Below are 21,546 nucleotides of genomic sequence, written 5' to 3' on the forward strand. Positions count from 1 at the left end.
TTTTTACTTTAATTTATCATAATTTACTTTTTTGGCATCTTTTTCAAATTGAATTTCAAGAGCTGTAGTCATTTGCTGAGCGATTTTCCCATTTTGCTTTATAATATTGTTTTTTTCTTCTGGATCTTTTTCGATGTTATAAAGTTCATATTCAGCAGGAACAGGATTTGCATGACGAGTTCTAATTAACTTCCATGGTTTGCTTATCAAAGATTCTTGCAAATGTCCTCTTACATATATTTCTTGATTAACAATTGCTTTATTTTCTGCAATAGATGCCCAAACGTTTTTGCCCTCGATACTTGATGGAAGATTTGTATCGCCTGCCAAGAATAAAATACTAGGCAAAACATCTATAATCGAAATGTAACTTCCGTTTTTATACTCTTTGAGATGATCTTTCCAATAGAAAACGCAAGGCACTCTGATTCCTCCCTCATAATTGGAGGTTTTCCAATCCCGCAGCGGACTATTGTCGCCAAGAGTAGTATTGGATGGATGAATGCCGTTATACTCATTTTTAGAATCCCAATCTTGCATCGCTCCATTATCGCTCATAAAAATAATTAGCGTATTCTTATCCAAATTTTGTTCTTTTAACTTTTCTAATAATATCCCAATACTATAATCTAAATGACTCATCGCTGCAGCATAATCTCTACGGGAAGCGTCTTTAATGGAATTCATATAAGGCTCTTTCCATTTTTCTTCTTCTTGCAAAGGGAAATGTGGCGCACTGTAGGCTACTTCCAAAAAGAAATTTTTATTAGAATCTCTTTTTCCAGAAAGCCACTGAATCGCTTCGTTCGTGATTAAATCCGTGGCATGTCCTTTCTCTTCAATAAATTCCCCATTTCGATACCAACTTTTATCCCCATTTTTATAAAGATGTGTGTATTGATCGATTTGCCCGTGCAAAAATCCGTACGAATAATCAAATCCATACGCTTTGGGTCCGCTACTTTGTTGCAATCCAAGATGCCATTTTCCGACAAGTGCCGTTTCATAACCATTTTGGCGCAATAATTTAGGCAAAGTCGGAATGGAATCTGGTAATTTCAATTGACTTTTATCGCTAATAGGTGCTACAATTCCCATTCGGCTGGCTGGCCTTCCTGTAAGCAAGCTTGCTCTTGATGGCGAACAAGTTGGATTGGCATAAAAACGATTTAATTGCACTCCATTTTTTGCCAAACGATCAATATTGGGTGTTTTGATTTCCGAACCATTATAACCTACATCATTCCATCCTGCATCATCGGCTATAATCAAAATGATATTCGGTTTTTCTTGTTCTTTCTGACTGTAAGAAACTGACAAACAAAGCAGCAAAATAATGGTTAACTGTACTTTTATTTTTAAAAATTTACTCATCTTAAAAATATTATTTAATAGTCAAATAATCCAAAACAATTCCAGTTTGATTTACAGCAATTGTGATGGTATGTTTTCCTTCTTTGATACTCACTGGTAATTTTGCAATGGCACTATTACGTAATACATTTTCTTTCCAAGTTTTGTCTCTGTCCTTGGTATTTATTGAAAATAATTTGCTTGTAATTCCATCTATTTGAACTTCTATTTCATTGTCAAAATTATTACTATGAGTGGGAAGCAAATGTATTTCGATAGTATAATCACCCTGTTTATTTACTTCAAATTCATAGGAAAGAGAAGGTTTTTCGCTTTTAAAATAACTATGATTAAAGGGAAACAACGTCACAGCATTATTGCTAAAACCTAAACCATTAATCGTTTTCCATTTATAATTTGCAACTTCTCTTTTAGCACTAAAATCTTTGGCTTGAATAGTTTTTATTGAATTCGAAACTGATTTAATATCTCCTTCTTTTACAATCGGATTTTCTTTTATTGAATCAAAAACAGGCAAATTTCTTGGTTTCATGGACATCATATTGTTCCATTTGCCTTGACTCATTTCATTATTATAAAATGCCGTCAGCTCTTTAATTTTCTGAAAATTTTCATTGGATAAAACTTGATACTTTTCTTTTTGCTTGGCATCCAAAGTCTTTGCAGCCAAATTCCAATACATGAATTTATGATTCATATAAGCAGCTCCTTTTACAGGATAAACCACCAATTGGAACCAAGCGTCTTTCCTTTCTGTGGGAATAGAAATTGATAATTGATCTACTTTCTGAATCAAATTATCGTAGGATTTAATTCGCGACAAAGCCTCTTCATTTGTAAAATCAGAAAGTTTCACTGGCGTTGTAGGTTCGGTTTGACTCCATCCCATATATTCTGGTTTTCGGATAAATGACAATCGGTAAAATTCTTCGAAAACAGTACTTAATGCTTCCGATATTACTGGAGAAAATTCTCTAACCGCCCAGTTTTTCATGTAATCATGAAGTCCGTCTGATTTTATAGAATTCACATCCCAAGCCAAATCCAAGAACAATTCCATATCATATTCCGCAGGTTTGATATCACCTACATTGACAATCCACATTTTTTTGGCTCCGTTTTCATAGGCTTTGGACATTTCATACCAAATCAAACCTGGTTGGGTCGTGCTTAACCAAAGATAATCGTGCGGTCTTCCCCAATAACTCAAATGATAGTAAACACCACCACCTCCTACTCGCTTTTGTTCGGCTTCATTGCTCAAACGACGAATGTAACCGTAATTATCGTCTGGCCAAACGAGTGCAACATCTTCTGGAACTTTAAGTCCGTTATCATACATTTCCAAAACTTCTTTGTATGGTACAAATGCTTGCGGAATTTCATTCAAAGGTTTTTGGAAAGTTTTGGACAACATTTCACGCTGCACATCAATTATCTTTTGCACCATTTCTATAGATTCTTTCAAATCTTTAGCGCCTTCCATTTTACTGTCATGAACGCCTCGCATTCCAAGCGTCATGATGGTTTCGTTCTGAAAAGCTTTTACCTCATCCAAACGATCTTGCCAGTATTTATCAACTTGAGTTTTATTGGTAAAATAATTGTAATCACCATGAATTTTAGGTTTCCATTCGTCAACATTATTGCGAAGCATCGGTTCAGCATGAGATGAACCAATAACGATATGGTATTTTTGCGCCATTTCTTTGTTTCCCGCAAGGGTAAAAAATCCTTTTGTTGACGGATGCATCGCTGGCCAGATAGTGTTGGCTTTTAGACGTAATAATAATTGAAATATTTTTTCGTAGGTTTTAGGGCCAATATTCCCCACTTCTGGTTCAAAAGTTTTTTCTGCCCAAGGTTCTAATCCCCAATCTTCATCGTTTAAAAAAATTCCACGATAAGCAACTGATGGCGAAGAAATAATTCCGTTTTTAGGAAAATTCAAGATTACTTTTTCTCTCTTTATCGGATGAACATCTGCCCACCATTTCCAAGGAGAAATTCCTAAACGTTCGGCAATTTCAAAAATGGCATAAACCGTTCCGCGGACATCACTTCCTACTACTACAAGATTTTCGTTTTCTTTTATAATTTGGAATTTCTCCCATTGGTTAGCCAATTCTTTTTGCCCTTTTTTGGATTGAAATAAAGCATTCGAAAATTCGCCAATGTAAATTCCTCTTTTAGAAATGGTTTTGGTCTGAATAATTTCAGGTCTTTTGCCTGTTAATTCTTTGACATCATCTGCTAATTCATTGACCGCCCAAACAATTAATGGATCGGTATTATTTGCAATAAAAAAAGTTGCCGTTTCTTTTGAATCAGCAATGGAATAGACTACTGCATTTTTATTTTGAGCATTAGAAAATAAAAAATTAGCAAAGGCAAAAAATAAAACAAATATCTTTTTTCTCATGTTTATTTTATATAATACCTCCAGCTAAAGCAGGAGGCAATTCTTCTTAAACCATTTAGAGATTTAAGAAAGTTAAGAACGCTGTAAGTCTTAATTTTCATAAATCTCTAAATGGTTTGTGTTTATAGACCTAAAAAACTACTCTACTAATGTACCATTCAAATAAACGTTTTTAAACGTAATTCCGTCAACTATACTTTTATCAATAGCGGTTTTAATTGCTTCAACATTCAAATTTTCGAAAGTAAAATTAGACAAACGAACATTTGGATCTTTTTCTACATTAAAAAAAGTATCTGATTTCAAAGTGATGTTTTTCAAAGTCACATGATTTCCATAAGACAACGGAACATCTGGACGTCCTTTCAAATCAAAAAATTGTTTCCATGCCAAAACAACAAGGAAATTTTTGGCAGCACCTGTTATATCTTCTACTCTGATGTACTCATAATTTTGTGGTGTATCTGGACGCATTTTTAACCAAAGCATTCTTGTTGCACCATCAATTTGACAGTTACGCATAATCACATTACGGTTATGAATAGATTCGCTTCCGTTTGTTAATGCCGAATGACAAAAACCAAAACGACAGTCTTCGATGATAATATTTTTATTTGGTCCGTTATTTTTATCGGTATCTGCAAAAGGGCCTTTTCCTCCTTTTAATGCTATTGCATCATCATTTACAGACAAATAACATCCTTTTATCAAAACATTGGTACAAATATCAACATCAATTGCATCGGTACTTGGTGCTTTTACCTCTAAATGCGGTGATGAAATGTGCAAATCCAATAATTTCACATTATTACATTTGTAAAAATGATTCGTCCAAAAACCTGAATTAATCAATTTTACATCCTGAAATTGTACATTGTTTGAATTCCAAACAAAAACCAATCGTGGTCTTGAAACTTCTAGATTGGTACATTTTGGATTTTCTTTACGTCTTGCCCAGAAAGCTTCGTAGTATTTGTAACCATTTCCGTTGATCGTTCCTTTTCCAGAAATCGAAAAATTATCCACACCATAAGCGTTTACCAAAGCTGGGAAATAATCCAAGTTTTGCCCTTCCATTCGGGATGGCATAATTGGATAATTCGCAATATCATCAGAACCTTTTAGCGTTCCACCTTCAACAACGTGCAAACTCGTTTTTGGTTTAAAAAATAAAGCTCCACTCAAATAAACTCCTTTTGGAACAACAATTACTCCTCCACCATTTTTAGCTGCTTTATCAATAATACTTTGAATTTTCTTGGTTTGAATTTTTGTACTGTCTTGACTCACTCCAAATTTTGTGATTACATATTGTTTGCCTAAATCCTTTAATTGCAATTTGGTATAATCCTTAAACCAAGGTGTTATAGTACTTCCGTCAGGAAAGGTATCGTTATTGTATTTTTGCGAAAAGGCAAACTGGGACATCCCAAAAAGGCAAAGCGCCAGCGTTAAGATTTTTTTCATTTTTATTTTTATTAGTTGTTGGTTTTTTATGCTTGGTTATTCTTTAATACTTACTTTATCCAAAGAAATAAAATTTCCCGTACTTCCGTAATCGGATTTCCTTTTATCAGACCAATTAGGCCTTTCGCTTGTATTGTAAACTGTTAATTTATAATCTCCTTTTTTTAGTATTGGCGATTGAAAAACGGGTGTTGATACTGGCGATTTGCTATACATATCAACCACTACTGTTAGTAACACTTTTCCTTTTTTATCTTCCAAAACTACTTTTGCATAGCCATTTTCTGTTCCTACAAAACTGTACAAAGCAATTTGTTTTCCGTTAAATGGAATAGAAAACGAGGCTTCTTTTTCATCCGATTTACTTTCGGAACCCGATTCTAAATGTTTCCAATTTCCTGAATATTGAATTTGTTTATCGGTGTTTTGTATGATTTTTTCGGCTGGCTTGGGTATTGTTACAATACCAGTTTCGGTATTAATTTGCCAAGCTTCTTGATACCTTGGCAAAGATAATGCCAATCCTGAAATGGAAAGGGGTTGCCAAACATAAGTTGCCGACGAAGCTTGTTTGGGAAACGACCAGCGATCACCCATAAACATATAAGTGGTGTTTTTTGTTCCCACAATTGGTAACACAAAAGTCGATTGTGAGTTCCAAGTCAAAGATCCTTCGGGAGCAAAAATTCCTCTGGAAGCCCAAGGTCCATTAATAGAATTAGAAGTGTAGTAATAATTATCGTTGCGTTCCCAACTGGTAAGATGTGATCCTATTAGATAATAAATTCCATCCTTTTTCAACATCGTAGGCGATTCAAATCCAGTGGTCATATTTTTATTGATTTGAGCTACAACCGATTTATAATCGTCACTCAATTTATAAATTTCGCCACCATGAATTAGAATATAACCCGAACCATCAGTGTCTTGAAAAGCACCCATATCCCATTTTTTAATGGGTTTTCCTTCAAACAATAATGCGCCTTTGAATTGGTAAGGTCCTATAATTTTCTTGGAAGTAGCGAACCCTACAAACTGATCTTTATAAGTAATACTATCAGCGTGCATGTACATAATATATTCTCCCGTTTTTGGATTTTTCAAAACTTTGCATCTTTCCCCTACTCGATTCGGACCTAATTTTCCTGATTTCTGAACAGGAAGTGCTATCTTTTCGAACTTCCAATTGTATAAATCTTTAGAGGAATAGCAGTTGAAACCCGCAAAAGCATTACTATCGTCTGTATGCGCTTCTCCAAAAAGATAAAATTTTCCTTTGTCTTTTATAATATTAGCACCGTGCGCACTTACAATTTTTCCGTTTTGATCCAACCAAGGTGTTCCAGAATAAATAGCTTCAGATTTCCCTGGAAGTTGTGCCAATACAATAGCTGTAGAAGTGTTCATCAATAGAACAATACTCACTATAATTTTTAAATTTCCGAAAAAAGAATTATTATTTTGAAACATTTTATAATTAAAATACGATTATAGAAACAAATTTACTTTTTTCTATTTTTTTTGGTATCCTGTGGTATCTGTGCCTAATAATTTCAAAAACCTAATCTTTTTTCTTCTTTCTATAATCACTAGGAGAAACCCCTATTTGCTTTTTGAACATTCGAGAAAAATAATATGGATCGTCAAAACCAACTTCTTTGCAAATTTCTTTGATGTTGAGATTCGTAAAATAAAGGTACTCGCAAGCCTTTTGTATTTTCAATCGAATAAAAAATTGAATCGGAGAATAACCCGTTTTTTGTTTGAACAATTCCGAATATCTAGAAATGGAATAACAAGCTTCGTTAGCCAGTTGTTCGATACTTAAAATACCACTTAAATGAGCTTTCATATACAGTATAGAAAGACTTATTTTATCGTCAATAGCACTATTTAAAGTATTCGAATACGACAAAGAGCTTAATAAAGTGATTAATTTAAAATGAATTAATTCTACTTTTTCATCGGTAAAATCACTTTCCAAGAGTTTGATTATTTCGTTCAAGAGTGTAATTCTACTTTCATCAAAAGCAATCTTAACCGCTCCATCACTGGAAGCAGAAAAACGTTCGTAAAATGTTTGAGCATAATCTCCTTCAAAATGCACCCAATAAATGCTCCAAGCCTCTTTTACTGAACTTCCATACTTGTGTCCTGTATTTTTAGGAATGATAAAACCTGTATTTGGAGTTAGTTGTATCGTTTTTCCGTTGCATTTTATCCAGCCTTCTCCCGCTAGACAATACAATAAAATATATTCGCTGATGCCGTTTTTTCTCGATCGGTTGTGGTGTTTTGCATTTGGAAAATATCCAATGGCATCTAGAAAAAGATTTTGAAAAAAAAGATTAGAAACCAGCTTTCTTTTTTTGTCAGTATCTAAAACTACCATCGTTTGTCCAAGGAAACCTGCCTTGATTTTAGGTATCGTTGTATTGTTCATTATAAATAGACTAATATTACTCAAATTGAATCAAGGTCGTAAGATAGTCCATTTATTTCAATATATAATCTATTTATTAATGAATTACTAAATGTATTTTTGCTAGGTTAATTAACTCCAACCACAAGACTAATTTTATGAAAAACCAATCCTTCAACAATTTTTATTTATTTTCCATCTCTATGGTATCTGCTATGGGCGGATTGCTATTCGGTTATGACTGGGTAGTAATCGGTGGTGCGAAACCTTTTTACGAACGTTTTTTTGATATTAGCAATTCGGCAAATTTACAAGCTTGGGCTATGAGTTCAGCTTTGATTGGTTGTATTTTAGGCGCAGTTGTGTCGGGTGCAATCAGTGATAAATTTGGTCGAAAATGGCCTTTATTACTTTCAGCTTTTCTATTTACCGTAGCTTCTTTGGGTACAGGATGGGCTTCCACTTATACCGTATTTGTTGCGTTTAGAATAATTGGAGGTGTCGGAATTGGTCTGGCATCGGCACTTTCGCCAATGTATATTGCCGAAGTAGCTCCTTCGCATTTAAGAGGACGTTTTGTTTCCTTGAATCAAATGACGCTTGTAATTGGGATTCTCGCGGCACAAATTGTCAACTTATTAATTGCAGAGAAAGTTCCAGCAGGAGTAACCGACGAATTCATTCGCAACTCATGGAATGGTCAAATGGGTTGGCGTTGGATGTTTTATGCTTGTGCAGTACCATCGATAGTATTTTTGCTATTGGCGTTTACGCTTCCTGAAAGTCCTCGTTGGTTAATGAAAGCCGGCAAACAAGAAAAAGCGTTTCCTACTTTGAACAAAATTGGAGGTGAAGTTTATGCTCGTGAGGAAATGTCCAACATACAAGCCACTTTGAATGATGTTACCGAAAAAATGGATTTCAAAGAGTTATTCCATCCGAAATTTAGAAATGTGTTAGTGATTGGAATTGTCATTGCTGTTTTTCAACAATGGTGTGGCATCAATACCGTTTTTAATTATGCCGAAGAAATTTTTACTGCTGCCGGTTATGGTGTGAGTGATACTTTGTTCAACATTGTAATTACCGGAACGGTTAACCTCGTTTTTACTTTTGTGGCCATGTTTACGGTTGACAAATGGGGACGAAAAAAACTGATGGTCTTTGGAGCATCAGGCTTGGCTATTACCTATTTACTTTTGGGTGCCGCCTTTTATTTTGAGTTAAAAGGAATAGCGGTTCTTTCGTTAGTAATAATAGCAATCGCCATTTATGCTATGTCATTGGCACCTATAACTTGGGTTATTCTTTCCGAAATTTTCCCTAATCGAGTGCGTGGTGCCGCAATGGCATTATCCACTTTTGCATTATGGATTGCCTGTTTTATTCTTACTTATACTTTTCCGTTACTCAACAAATCATTTGGTGCGGCAGGAACTTTTTGGGTGTACGCGGCAATTTGTATTCTTGGATTTTTCTTTATCATGAGAAAACTACCTGAAACCAAAGGAAAAACACTCGAAGAAATTGAAAGTGAATTGGTGAAATAATTTCTTCAGACAAAATTAGCCACAGATTACGCAGATTTCCACAGATTATTTTTTTAAAAAATTCTATCTAACTTTTTTAAATCTTTGAAAATGGGTGTAATCCGTGGCAAAAAAAATAAAAATACATAATTGTAAAAATTAAAAAGATGAGTGTAAAAGCTTGGCAAGAGGAGGTAATTATCCCTACATACGAAATTGGGAAAGCCGAAAAAAACCCTATTTTTCTTGAAAAAAGAGTATATCAGGGAAGTAGCGGAGTAGTTTATCCGTATCCTGTGGTGGAGAAAATTGAAGATGAGAAAAAAGATAAAAGCTATCAAGCCGTTTATATAGAAAATGAATACATCAAGGTGATGATTTTACCCGAGTTGGGTGGTCGTGTGCAAATGGCTTATGACAAAATCAAAAAACGTCATTTTATTTATTACAATCAGGTAATCAAGCCAGCACTGGTTGGATTGACTGGCCCATGGATTTCAGGCGGAATCGAATTCAACTGGCCACAACACCACCGTCCGAGTACTTTTTTACCTGTAGATCATACTATTGAAAACAATGCCGATGGGAGTATTACCGTTTGGGTAAGCGAAAACGAAAAGATGTTTCACCAAAAAGGGATGGCGGGATTTACATTACATCCCGGGAAAGCTTATTTAGAGATTAAAGGAAAATTATACAATCCAACGCCTGTTCCACAAACATTTCTGTGGTGGGCGAATCCTGCCGTTGCGGTGAATGAACATTATCAATCGGTTTTTCCACCAGATGTACATGCAGTTTTTGACCACGGAAAACGCGATGTTTCCACATTTCCAATTGCTACGGGAACCTATTATAAAATAGATTATTCGGCTGGAGTTGATATTTCGAATTATAAAAACATTCCGGTTCCGACTTCTTATATGGCTATCAACTCTGATTTTAACTTTGTAGGAGGTTATGAGAATGATACCCAGGCAGGTGTACTTCATGTGGCCAATCATCATATTTCGCCAGGGAAAAAACAATGGACTTGGGGTAATGGAGATTTTGGAAAAGCATGGGATAGAAATCTTACCGATGAAGACGGACCTTATATCGAATTGATGGCAGGGGTTTATACTGATAATCAGCCAGATTTTACTTGGATGCAACCTTATGAAGAAAAAACTTTTACTCAATATTTCCTGCCTTATCGCGAACTGGGTGTAGTGAAAAATGCCTCTCAGGATTTGCTTTTAAATATTGATAAAGCAGGAGACAAAGCCATTGTAAAGATTTTTGCTACTTCATTACAGAAAAATGCAAGAGTAGTACTTGAAGGTTTTTTCGAAGAAATATTGGATTTAAGTCCGGAGCAGGTTTTCGAACGCGAAATTTCTGTTGGTGACATTGCTCTTATCGATTTAAAGTTAGTCGTTTATTCTGAAAAAGGCAGAGAATTGTTAAGCATCAAAGCAGAAGAACAAGAAGCAAAGGAAACTCCTGAAGCGGCAAAACCGGCTTTTTCTCCTGAAGAAACGCCTACTTGTGAGCAATTGTATCTTACGGGATTGCATTTAGAACAATACCGTCATGCAACTTATCTGGCTACCGATTATTATCAGGAAGCCCTGAAACGAGATCCTTCAGACGTTAGAAATAATAATGCAATGGGACTTTGGTTGCTACGCCGTGGGAAATTTGCCGAATCGGAAAAGTATTTCCAAGCTGCGATTGATACCCAATTGCAACGCAATCCGAATCCGTATGATGGAGAACCACGTTATAACCTGGGACTTGCTTTACAGTATCAAGGAAAAAACAAGGAAGCCTACGCTGCATTTTATAAATCATGTTGGAATGCTGCCATGCAGGATGCAGGATATTTTGGTTGTGCACAAATTTCTTGTGTTCAAGATAATCTGACTGATGCATTATATGAAATTGATAAATCTTTAACTCGTAACTGGCATAATCACAAAGTACGTACCTTAAAAACGGCGATTTTACGAAAGTTAGGAAACGAAAAAGAAGCCTTGTCACTGATTGAAGATTCGTTGAAAATTGACTTATTCAATTTTGGTTGTCGTTTTGAAGAATATCTTATTTCAAATTCGGCTACTGCTTTGGAAGAAATGAATAAGTTAATGCGTGGCGAAATTCATAATTATGAAGTGGTGGCATTGGATTATATTACTGCAGGAATGTATGATGAAGCTGTTCAATTATTGGAAGAAGGAATAAAAGTTTGTCCAACAACCCCAATGACCTATTACTATATGGGGTGGGCGTTGCATTTAGCCAACAAGGATGCTAAAGCAGCATTTGAAACAGCAGCAAATCATGCACCGGAATATTGTTTCCCTAATCGTTTGGAAGCAATTTCGGCATTGGAAACAGCACAAAAAGTAAATCCAACGGATTCAAAAGCACCTTATTATTTAGGGAATTTATGGTATGACAAACGCCAATACCCAGAAGCGATTGCAAGTTGGGAAAAATCGGTTGAAATTGACGGTACATTCCCTACGGTGGTGAGAAATTTATCTTTGGCTTATTTTAATAAATTGCAACAGGAAGAAAAAGCGCTTCAATATCTGGAAAAAGCTTTTTCATTAGATACAAGTGATTCCCGTATTCTGATGGAGTTGGATCAATTGTACAAGCGTCTTTGCAAACCACACGGAGAGAGATTGGCCTTTTTGGAAAAATATTTCAGTCTGGTAGAACAACGTGATGATGTTTATTTGGAATACGTTACTTTGTGTAACCAATTAGGGGATTATGCTAAAGCGATTGAATTAATCGATAATCGTATTTTCCATCCTTGGGAAGGTGGCGAAGGAAAAGTTCCAGCCCAATACCAATTGGCAAGAGTAGAATTAGCCAAACAATTGTTGGCCAAAAAAGAATTTGATAATGCCATAAAATTATTGAACGAATGCTTGGAGTATCCTCATAATCTGGGTGAAGGAAAATTACATGGTGCACAGGAAAATGATTTTCATTATTGGTTGGGCTGTGCGTACGAAGGTTTGAATCAAATAGAAGAAGCTCAAAAATATTGGAAACTCGCCAAAGACGGAAATACAGAACCAGCCGCAGCCATTTTCTATAACGATCAAAAACCGGATAAAATATTTTATCAAGGATTGGCATTGTTAAAATTAGGATTAGTTGAAGAAGCGAATACCAGATTTAACAAATTGATTGCCTTTGGAACAAAACATTTGAACGAAATCATAAAATTGGATTATTTTGCTGTTTCATTACCTGATTTATTGATTTGGGAGGATGATCTAACTTTCCGCAATAAAATCCATTGTCATTACATGCTTGGACTGGGGAATTACGGATTAGGTGAAATAGCTAAAACAAAAATACATCTGAACGAAGCAGCGAAAATGGATGTAAACCATCAGGGAGTTCAACAGCATTTGTCAATAGTTAATGAATGTACAGTAATTAATTCAGAAATTGCATAAGAATTTGGCAAATACATTTAATTTCCTATTTATGAAAAAAAATAAAATTTCGAAATCACTATTGAGTATTGCTTATGTTGTTTTAGGTACTTTTTCGATATCGGCACAAACGAATTATTCGATTGATATTACTAAAGTGAATACCGAAGTAAAGCGCGGTCATCTTGATTTAGGTGGGACTAATGCTAAAGGTGATAAAATCGACGTAAACAGTTTTTATCTGGAACGAAACGGAACACCTTTTATTCCGGTTATCGGGGAGTTTCATTTTAGTCGTTATCCGCATCAATATTGGGATGAGCAGCTAAAAAAAATGAAAGCAGGGGGGATTACGGTAGTGGCAACTTATGTGTTTTGGAATATGCACGAATTCAAGGAAGGGACTTTCAACTGGAGTGGAGATCTCGATGTTCGTCGTTTTACGGAATTGTGTGCCAAAAATGGTTTGGAAGTGCTCATGCGTGTTGGTCCTTTCGCTCATGGCGAAATTCGTAATGGCGGTTTACCGGATTGGTTGTACGGTCGTCCTATTGATGTAAGAAGCAATGATCAGGTCTATTTGTTTTATACCAACCGCTTGTATCAGGAAATAGGCAAACAGTTAAAAGGACTTATGTTTAAAGACGGAGGTCCTATTATTGGTGTGCAATTAGAAAATGAATACCAGCATTCTACAGCTCCTTGGGGATTTACTTATCAGGATGCTCCTAAAGAGCGCACTGTTGCAGGACGTGATAAAAAGATTATTCAGGATGGAGTAGGTATCAATACCATGGGGAATGAATTTGCCGATGTAGGGCGTGACCACATGAAAACATTAAAAAAACTCGCCATTGATGCGGGTTTGATAGCACCTATTTATACGGCTACCGGTTGGGGATATGCTACTATTGTCGAAAAAGGGTCTATTCCGGTTATGGCGGGTTATGCTTATCCGTTTTGGACAGCTGGAAATAGTCCGTCGCCATTTTATTTGTTTAAAAACATACATCAAAAACCGGATTATTCTCCGGTAAGTTATGATGTCAATTTATATCCGTCTTTAGCAGCCGAATTAGGTACCGGAATGGCGGTTACTTATTCACGACGTCCACATGTGCTTGGCGAAAGTTTTTTACCTATGATGGTTCGCACGGTCGGAAGTGGAACTAACGGACTTGGATTTTATATGTATCATGGTGGAACGACACCTTCCATTGGGAATTATTTTTTAACCGAAGGTGCGGGACTTCACAATAAATCCTACGATTATCAGGCTCCCATTGGCGAGTTTGGAAATGTAAGCAGTGGGTACTATCCGTTAAAGTTGATGAATTACTTTTTAAAAGGCTATGGCAACGATTTAGCACCTTTATACCCAATATTGCCTTCGACTAATGACAGTATCAAAGCTACTGATACTAGTACTTTGCGTTATGCTGTAAGAGGAGATGGAGATAAAGGCTATTTGTTCATGCATAATTTCCAGGATCATTTAGAAACTAAAGATTTATCAAATTTAAAAATTGATATTGCTACTAAAACCGGGGAAATCCAATTTCCACAAACAGGAACTTTTACGCTTAAAGCAGGCAGTTCTGCTATTTTTCCGTTTAATGTCAATTATGATGGTGTAGCCATTCGTATGGCAACGGTACAGCCTTTTTGCAAGTTTACCAATAAGAATAAAAAGTATAATGTGATGGTTGCTATAGATGGTATTGCTCCTGAAATTGTACTTCAAGGTAAGGTGAAAGTTAGTGGTACAGGAATAAAAACTATAATTAGAGATGGTAATACTGTTGTAGTTTGTACTGCCAGAAAAATTAATGATTTCGAGATAAACGGTGTTTCATTTTTAGTTTTACCAAGTAGTGAAGCAGAAAAAGCCTATCTAATTGGTCAAACCGACAATCAAAAGTTGGTATTGAGTAATGCATTGGTATTGGATAATGAAGGAAAAATTTCGTTGGTTAGTAATAATCAGGAAAATATTGATTTCTCTGTATATCCTGCTGCAGGCAATGTAAATTCAATTGATGGAAAAGTAACAAAAGGAAAATCAACAATAAAAAGCATAAGTACTTGGCAAGTAAGCGTACCCAAAGCGGATACAGCTATTAAATTAGTACAAGCTGATAATAGTCACTATGTACTTAAAGCAGGCAGTCTTAATTTATCTAAAGTAAATGATGTTTTTATCACCTTTGATTATCGTGGCGATCGCGGAATTTGTATGATGAATGGCGAGTTGCAAACAGACGACCTTTATACGAGTAAACCATGGACAATTGGATTAAAACGCTATCAGGAAGCTTTAAAAACGTCTGATATGTATTTCCATTTTTTACCAATGGCTAAAGACGCTCCTTATTTGAGTTATCTTGATAAGGAAGTACTACCTGATTTTGGCAACCAAAAAAGCTTTTTGGAAATAAAACAGCCACAGATTTCGGTGGAATACAAAGCCGATGTTGAGATTAAATAGCATGAATACTTTTTGTTAAACAGGAAGTGGAATACAATCTAAATCATAAAAAACAAACAGAAGCAGAACAGTACAGGACGGTAGGTTGAATTAAATCAAATAATTTAGCCCAAATGATATTTTGAATTTAAGAATAAGAAAAAACGTTTGGAAAAATGAATATTGTAAAAACCTTAAAATTTGTAGCAATTCTAAATATAGGTTTAATTTTTTCATTAAGTGCACAAGTAAATAATTGGCAAGCAAAATGGATAACTGATCCTAACACACAAAATGCTTCTAATACTTGGTATAATTTTAGAAAAGATTTCACTTTAGAAAAAGTACCCACTAATGTGATAGCTAAAATTGCGGTAGATAGCAAATATTGGTTATGGATTAATGGTGAAATGGTTGTATTTGAGGGAGGTCTTAAACGTGGACCAAATCCAAAAGATACCTATTATGATGAGGTAAATATTTCATCTTATTTAAAAGAAGGTAAAAACTCTATTTCAGTTTTGGCTTGGTATTTTGGAAAAGATGGTTTTTCACATATTAGTAGTGGAAAGTTTGGCTTTATTTTCGAATGTATTGCTCCTCAAATAAAAATACTTAGTGATGATAGCTGGCGTGTAATTGAAAACACCGCTTATGGAAGCTGTCCGGAGCCATTTCCTAATTTTCGTCTCTCAGAATCAAGCATTCGTTTTGATGCAAGGCAAGATGTAGGACTGTGGTACAAACCGGAATTTAATGTTGCTAAATGGCGTACTGCTAAAGTACTAGGGACAGTTCCAATGGCTCCATGGAATAATCTGGTATTGCGTCCTATTCCATTATTTAAGGATTTTGGCTTAAAAGCATTTACTAATAATTTAAAATTCCCAATCGAATGTAAAACGGATACTATTATTACATGTCAGTTGCCTGCAAATTTGCAAATTACTCCCTATTTAAAAGTAGAAGCAGCTGATGGGCAAATTATTGAAATAAAAACAGATAATTTAAGAGGCGGCAGTCAAGTAAATATGTATGCGCAGTATGTAAGCCGCAAGGGACAACAAGAATATGAAAGTTATGGATGGATTAATGGACATAAAGTTATTTATACCATTCCAAAAGGAGTTAAAGTGCTCGATTTAAAATATAGAGAAACAGGATACAATACGGAGTTTTCAGGAAGTTTTTCAAGCTCAGATGTTTTTTTGAACAATATTTGGCAGAAATCGTTGCGTACACTATATGTTACTATGCGTGATAATTATATGGATTGTCCTGATAGAGAACGTGCCCAATGGTGGGGGGATGAAGTAAACGAGGGAGGCGAAGCCTTTTACGCATTAGATACAAAAAGTAGCCTTCTGTTTAAAAAGGGAATGTATGAATTAATAGGATGGCAAAAAAAAGATAACACCCTGTTTTCTCCCGTACCAGCAGGTAATTGGGATTTAGAATTACCATGTCAAATGCTTACCAGTATTGGTTATTATGGTTTTTGGAATTATTATCAATATACTGGTGACAAACAAACTATTGCGGATCTTTATGATGGTGTTCGAAAATATTTAAAAATATGGAAAATCAATGAAAAAGGCACTTTGGTTTTTCGAAATGGTGGTTGGATTTGGGGTGACTGGGGTAAAAACAAAGACATGGAACTTATCTTTAATTCCTTATACTATATGGCTTTAAAAGGTTCTTACAATATGGCTGTATTACTTGAAAAACAGGATGATATTAAAGAGTATTCGCAAGCAATGATCAATTTGAAACTGTCTTTCAATAAAAATTTCTGGACAGGAATTGCCTATCGCGATCCAAATTATTCAGGTTTGACTGATGATAGAGTCCAAGCTTTAGCGGTAGTGTCAGGATTAGCAGATACTGAAAAGTATCCAGCAATTTTTGAAGTTTTAAAAACTCAAGAGAATGCTAGTCCTTACATGGAAAAATATGTACTCGAAGCCCTTTTTCAAATGGGATATGGAGAATATGCTATAGAACGTATGAAAAAACGTTTCGGAGAAATGGTTAACAATCCAAATTATACAACACTTTTTGAAGGTTGGGGAATAGGTAACAAAGGCTATGGTGGAGGAACTACCAACCACGCTTGGAGCGGAGGTGCTTTAACCATTTTATCTCAATATTTGTGCGGTATTGCCCCTCTTGAGCCAGGATATTCCGTTTTTCAAATAGCTCCTCAACCATCGGGTATCGAAAAAGCCTCTGCGACGGTACAATCGGTTAAAGGCGAAATTAAAAGTTCTTTTGTTAATAAAACAAACAAATTTGAATTGAATGTTGAGGTTCCAGCCGGAACGGAGGCTGTAATTGCTATTCCGGACAATGGATATAATTCTATTGAAGTCAATGGAAAAAAAGTATGGATAAAGGGGCAGTTTTTAGACAAAAAAATAGTTTCGAAATACAACAGTCAATCAGAAAACAATATAAAATTTATTGTAAAAGGTGGAGTTTGGAAATTCACCGCTACTAAAAATAACCAGAACCAAAAATAGAACCTCATGAAAAAATACTTATTTATTCTTTTTCTTGGAATTAGTGTGAACACATTTTCTCAAATTCCTGATAGTATTGCCGATAATATTAAAATCATTAAACAGTACATGTTTAAAGATTATAAAAAGATGTTTAAAAAACCGGAAAAAGCTTTTGTTTATCCCTATATAACGCCCGGAAGTAATGCTTATGCCAATGTGCTTTGGGATTGGGATTCCTGGTTAAGTAATATTGCGTTAAGACAAATACTGGAATATAACGGGACAAAAGAAGATAAAAAAGAAGCAGTAGCTTATGAGCAAGGTTGCGTACTTAATTATTTAACTTATACCGATCCTTCTGACGGATATATGCCTATGGTTGTAGATAAGAATTCGGATTCCGAAAAACTAAAACCTGCGAATATATACAGCACAAATATGCATAAGCCTGTAATTGCGCAACATGCTGCTTTTCTAACTAAGTTAAATAAAGATAATGCCGAATGGTTACGCGATAAGTTTGACCGTATGCAGGCTTTCATTAAAAATTATCAAACTCACCACAGAAATGAGCCTACTGGTCTTTTCTTTTGGCAGGATGATTTAGCAATTGGTGTAGATAATGATCCTTCTACTTTTTTTCGTCCAAACCGCAGTTCAGCCTCTATTTTTTTAAATTGCTTAATGTACAAGGAATTAAACGCAATGGCTTATTTATCAAAATCGTTAAATAAGAATGATGCAGCTGCAGCTTATCTTAAAGACGCAGCAATGCTAAAAGAGGCTATACAAAAAAATTGTTGGGACGAAAAAGACGGTTTTTATTATTCTGTTGATCTTAATCTTCGACCTATTACAAATGAGGAAACTATCGTTTTTGGCCACCCTTGGGTTTTGCACAAAGGAATGCCCAGAACTTATGATGGATTAATTCAGCGTATTGGTGTCTGGTCAGGCTTTATGACTATGTGGGCGGGAATAGCTACACCTGAACAAGCTAAAAGAATGGTTGCAGAAAATTATAATGATACCAGAACTTTCAATGCGAAATATGGTATTCGTACTTTATCAAAATTAGAAAAAATGTACAGTTTAAAAGCTAGTAGTAATCCTTCTAATTGGTGGGGTCCTATATGGGGAATTTCAAATTATATGACATACAAAGGTTTGGTTGATTATGGTTTTGATAAAGAAGCGAAGAAATTAGCTTACAAAACTATTATGTTATTTGGTAATGATTTTAAACAGAATGGGGCTTTACATGAATACTATGAGCCTGACACAGGAAAGCCGATTATGAATAAAGGATTTCAAAACTGGAATTATCTTGTGCTTAATATGATTGCTTGGGTAGAGAAAGAAAAGATTATAAATGAATTTTAGAATAAAGATTTTTTTAATAATTACTGAATAACAAATATATAATATTGAAATGAAAAAAATCATATACCTGTTCCTATTATTTACAATTATAGGAAAAGCCCAAAATCTATATTCTGTAGATATTAGTGAGGCAACACCGCAGATACTTTCAGGACATTTGAAGCAAGGTACTCATGTAGCTCCTAATGGAGATAAACTAGAATTAAACAGTCTTTATTTTATTAAAAACGGAAAACCATGGTATCCTGTCATGGGAGAATTGCATTATTCAAGGATTCCAAAAAGCCAGTGGGAAGAATCCATTTTAAAAATGAAAGCTGCTGGTATTGATGTTATTGCTACCTATGTTTTTTGGATATATCATGAAGAAGAGCAAGGGAAATGGAATTGGGAAGGAGATAATGATTTAAAAGCCTTTGTTTCACTTTGTAAAAAGCACCATATTTTTGTTTTTCCAAGAATAGGACCTTGGTGTCATGGAGAAGTGAGAAATGGAGGTTTTCCTGATTGGATTATAGCAAAAGGTAATACAAGAAGCGACAATGCTGATTATCTTTCTAATGTTCAAAAATTTTATCATCAAATAGCTACGCAATTAAAAGGATTGTATTTTAAAGATGGTGGACCAATTATAGGTGTACAAATAGAAAATGAATTTAGGTTTAACAATCCAAAAGGTTTAGCTCATATTTTAGGATTAAAAAAAATGGCTGTTCAGGAAGGAATAGATGTTCCTTTTTATACTGCTACAGGTTGGCCAGGGTCAGATTTAAAACAAGTAGAATTAGTACCTGTTTGGGGAGCTTATCCAGAAGCACCATGGGATAAAAAAACGATCAAACTTCCTTTATCTAACAATTACTTGTTTGGTGCCTTGAGGAATGATGCTGCCATTGGAAGTGATTTATTTGGTAAGCAAGATGATATCAAGGATTATAAAGGTTACAGATATCCTTATGCTACAGCGGAAATGGGAGGAGGAAATCAAGGAACTTATCATCGTAGACCTATTATTACTTCTGATGATGTGACCGCTTTGGCTTATACTAAAATAGGCTCGGGAGCTAATCTTATGGGGTATTATATGTTTCATGGTGGTTCTAATAAAATTGGAAAGCTATCCACATTACAGGAATCAAAGGCTACAAAATACCCTAATGACTATCCTATAATTAACTATGATTTTCAATCTCCTATAGGAGAGTTTGGTATTTTAAAACCGTCATTCTATAATTTTAGAATATTACATACTTTTTTAAATGAATTTGGAAATGATTTAGTTACCTATACTTCCTACTTTCCTAATCATGTGCCAAAAGATGAAGCTGATAAAGAAACATTAAGATTTGCTGTTAGGGCTAAAGAAAATAAAGGATTTGTCTTTGTAAGCCAAGTGCAACGTCAATTAGAAATGAGTAGTGTTAAAAATGTTCAGTTTCAATTAAAAGTAAACGAAGAAAAAAACATTCTTTTTCCTGAAAATCCAATTAATATAGAAGCTAATACCCAAGCAATATTTCCTTTTAATATGGATTTAGAAGGAATCAATCTGGCTTATTCAACTGCTCAACCTTTATATAAAATAGAAGGAAAGGAAACTCTTTATGTGTTTTTTGAAGTTGAAGGTGCTACTCCCGAATTTGTTTTTGATAAAGAGAATATTACAAAAGTTACCTTTAGTAATGTGGTTTTAGAAGAAAAACCGAATACGTATAAATTTACAAATTTACATTCGGGATTAAATTGTATCATATCGTTTGTAACTAGTAAAGGGAAAAAGGTTAATGTGCTTACAATTAGTAAAGAACAGGCTAAAAACGCATATAAAATTGCAGGTGAAAAAAATCAAAAATTAATAGTTGCTAATAAGGAGTTGTTAATTGCGAATAATGAGATTAAAATATCAGGAAATAAAAAAGTTGATTTTTATATTTATCCAAAGCAATCAACATTAAAATCAGAAGCAAATTTGCGGGAAATTAGTAATGAATCAGAATTGTTCAAATCATATTCTATGGATTTACAAGGTGCTGAAAAGGATTTAGCTTTAAAAGAAATAACGGACATTACTCCTTATTTAAATAAACACAATGCATATCCTGTAGATGAAAGACTTGTTTCAGTAGACGGCAGTAATCCGGGTATACAATATCAAACTAATTTAACGGCTGTTGAAGGGGCTAAATATTATTTGTTATCACTTTCCGAGATTAAAAAGTATAAGGAACAGTCATTTAATATGATTTTAGATTATTATGGTGATACAGGAGCCATATATGTAGATGGAAAGTTGATGGCCGATAATTTATATGATGGAAACTTATGGAAGGTCGGGTTTAATCAAACGGAAAATAAATTAGATGACAAGACTGTTTTATTGCAAATAGTACCACTTACTGATGAACGACAAATTTATTTTGAACCCGGAATCAGGGAAGTTATTTCCGGAAAAGAATCTGCGGGCTTAAAATCTGGAAAAATAAGTTTCAGCGAAACAATAACTTTTACCATTAAGTAATTGTAAAACAC

Annotated in this window: 11 protein-coding genes; 6 read left to right on the forward strand and 5 right to left on the reverse strand. The window is 34.7% G+C overall.

Annotated features, from left to right (window positions below):
* Window positions 1-3: 3 nt before the first annotated feature.
* From OZP15_RS11770 to OZP15_RS11790, 5 genes are all read right to left on the reverse strand, one after another.
* Complete coding sequence (locus tag OZP15_RS11770; RefSeq protein WP_281336188.1) at window positions 4-1,374, reverse strand: sulfatase-like hydrolase/transferase; 1,371 nt, start codon at window positions 1,372-1,374, stop codon at window positions 4-6.
* A gap of 10 nt (window positions 1,375-1,384) precedes the next feature.
* A complete protein-coding gene (locus OZP15_RS11775) occupies window positions 1,385-3,796 on the reverse strand; it encodes a glycosyl hydrolase 115 family protein (protein ID WP_281336189.1) in 2,412 nt (803 codons plus the stop codon).
* A 138-nt stretch (window positions 3,797-3,934) separates the two neighbouring features.
* On the reverse strand, window positions 3,935-5,263 hold the full coding sequence (locus OZP15_RS11780; RefSeq protein ID WP_281336190.1) for a rhamnogalacturonidase: 1,329 nt from the start codon (window positions 5,261-5,263) through the stop codon (window positions 3,935-3,937).
* A 36-nt stretch (window positions 5,264-5,299) separates the two neighbouring features.
* Window positions 5,300-6,733, reverse strand: coding sequence for a family 43 glycosylhydrolase (locus OZP15_RS11785; protein WP_281336191.1), 1,434 nt, complete (start codon window positions 6,731-6,733; stop codon window positions 5,300-5,302).
* 91 nt (window positions 6,734-6,824) lie between these two features.
* On the reverse strand, window positions 6,825-7,706 hold the full coding sequence (locus tag OZP15_RS11790) for an AraC family transcriptional regulator (protein ID WP_281336192.1): 882 nt from the start codon (window positions 7,704-7,706) through the stop codon (window positions 6,825-6,827).
* 110 nt (window positions 7,707-7,816) lie between these two features.
* Between OZP15_RS11790 and OZP15_RS11795 the strand changes: the two genes are divergently transcribed.
* From OZP15_RS11795 to OZP15_RS11820, 6 genes are all read left to right on the forward strand, one after another.
* On the forward strand, window positions 7,817-9,235 hold the full coding sequence (locus tag OZP15_RS11795) for a sugar porter family MFS transporter (protein ID WP_281337488.1): 1,419 nt from the start codon (window positions 7,817-7,819) through the stop codon (window positions 9,233-9,235).
* Between the two features lie 146 nt (window positions 9,236-9,381).
* The gene (locus tag OZP15_RS11800; RefSeq protein ID WP_281336193.1) at window positions 9,382-12,681 is read left to right on the forward strand and encodes a DUF5107 domain-containing protein; all 3,300 of its coding nucleotides are present in this window, start codon (window positions 9,382-9,384) and stop codon (window positions 12,679-12,681) included.
* A 31-nt stretch (window positions 12,682-12,712) separates the two neighbouring features.
* Entirely contained in the window at window positions 12,713-15,148 is a 2,436-nt protein-coding gene (locus OZP15_RS11805; RefSeq protein ID WP_281336194.1) for a beta-galactosidase, read from the forward strand.
* 155 nt (window positions 15,149-15,303) lie between these two features.
* Window positions 15,304-17,652 carry an alpha-L-rhamnosidase-related protein gene (locus OZP15_RS11810; RefSeq protein ID WP_281336195.1) on the forward strand — a complete coding sequence of 783 codons (2,349 nt, stop codon included), beginning with the start codon at window positions 15,304-15,306 and terminating at the stop codon, window positions 17,650-17,652.
* 6 nt (window positions 17,653-17,658) lie between these two features.
* On the forward strand, window positions 17,659-19,017 hold the full coding sequence (locus OZP15_RS11815) for an MGH1-like glycoside hydrolase domain-containing protein (protein WP_281336196.1): 1,359 nt from the start codon (window positions 17,659-17,661) through the stop codon (window positions 19,015-19,017).
* Between the two features lie 49 nt (window positions 19,018-19,066).
* Window positions 19,067-21,535, forward strand: a complete 2,469-nt coding sequence (locus tag OZP15_RS11820) for a beta-galactosidase (protein WP_281336197.1) — start codon at window positions 19,067-19,069, stop codon at window positions 21,533-21,535.
* Window positions 21,536-21,546: the final 11 nt, after the last annotated feature.

Source organism: Flavobacterium eburneipallidum, assembly GCF_027111355.2.
GTDB classification, from domain to species: domain Bacteria; phylum Bacteroidota; class Bacteroidia; order Flavobacteriales; family Flavobacteriaceae; genus Flavobacterium; species Flavobacterium eburneipallidum.

Bases quoted from the DNA above. Each gene is read 5' to 3' on its own strand.
- OZP15_RS11775 (WP_281336189.1), bottom strand. From the start codon at position 3,796: ATGAGAAAAAAGATATTTGTTTTATTTTTTGCCTTTGCTAATTTTTTA.
- OZP15_RS11785 (WP_281336191.1), bottom strand. From the start codon at position 6,733: ATGTTTCAAAATAATAATTCTTTTTTCGGAAATTTAAAAATTATAGTG.
- OZP15_RS11815 (WP_281336196.1), top strand. From the start codon at position 17,659: ATGAAAAAATACTTATTTATTCTTTTTCTTGGAATTAGTGTGAACACA.
- OZP15_RS11790 (WP_281336192.1), bottom strand. From the start codon at position 7,706: ATGAACAATACAACGATACCTAAAATCAAGGCAGGTTTCCTTGGACAA.
- OZP15_RS11800 (WP_281336193.1), top strand. From the start codon at position 9,382: ATGAGTGTAAAAGCTTGGCAAGAGGAGGTAATTATCCCTACATACGAA.
- OZP15_RS11805 (WP_281336194.1), top strand. From the start codon at position 12,713: ATGAAAAAAAATAAAATTTCGAAATCACTATTGAGTATTGCTTATGTT.
- OZP15_RS11780 (WP_281336190.1), bottom strand. From the start codon at position 5,263: ATGAAAAAAATCTTAACGCTGGCGCTTTGCCTTTTTGGGATGTCCCAG.
- OZP15_RS11820 (WP_281336197.1), top strand. From the start codon at position 19,067: ATGAAAAAAATCATATACCTGTTCCTATTATTTACAATTATAGGAAAA.
- OZP15_RS11770 (WP_281336188.1), bottom strand. From the start codon at position 1,374: ATGAGTAAATTTTTAAAAATAAAAGTACAGTTAACCATTATTTTGCTG.
- OZP15_RS11810 (WP_281336195.1), top strand. From the start codon at position 15,304: ATGAATATTGTAAAAACCTTAAAATTTGTAGCAATTCTAAATATAGGT.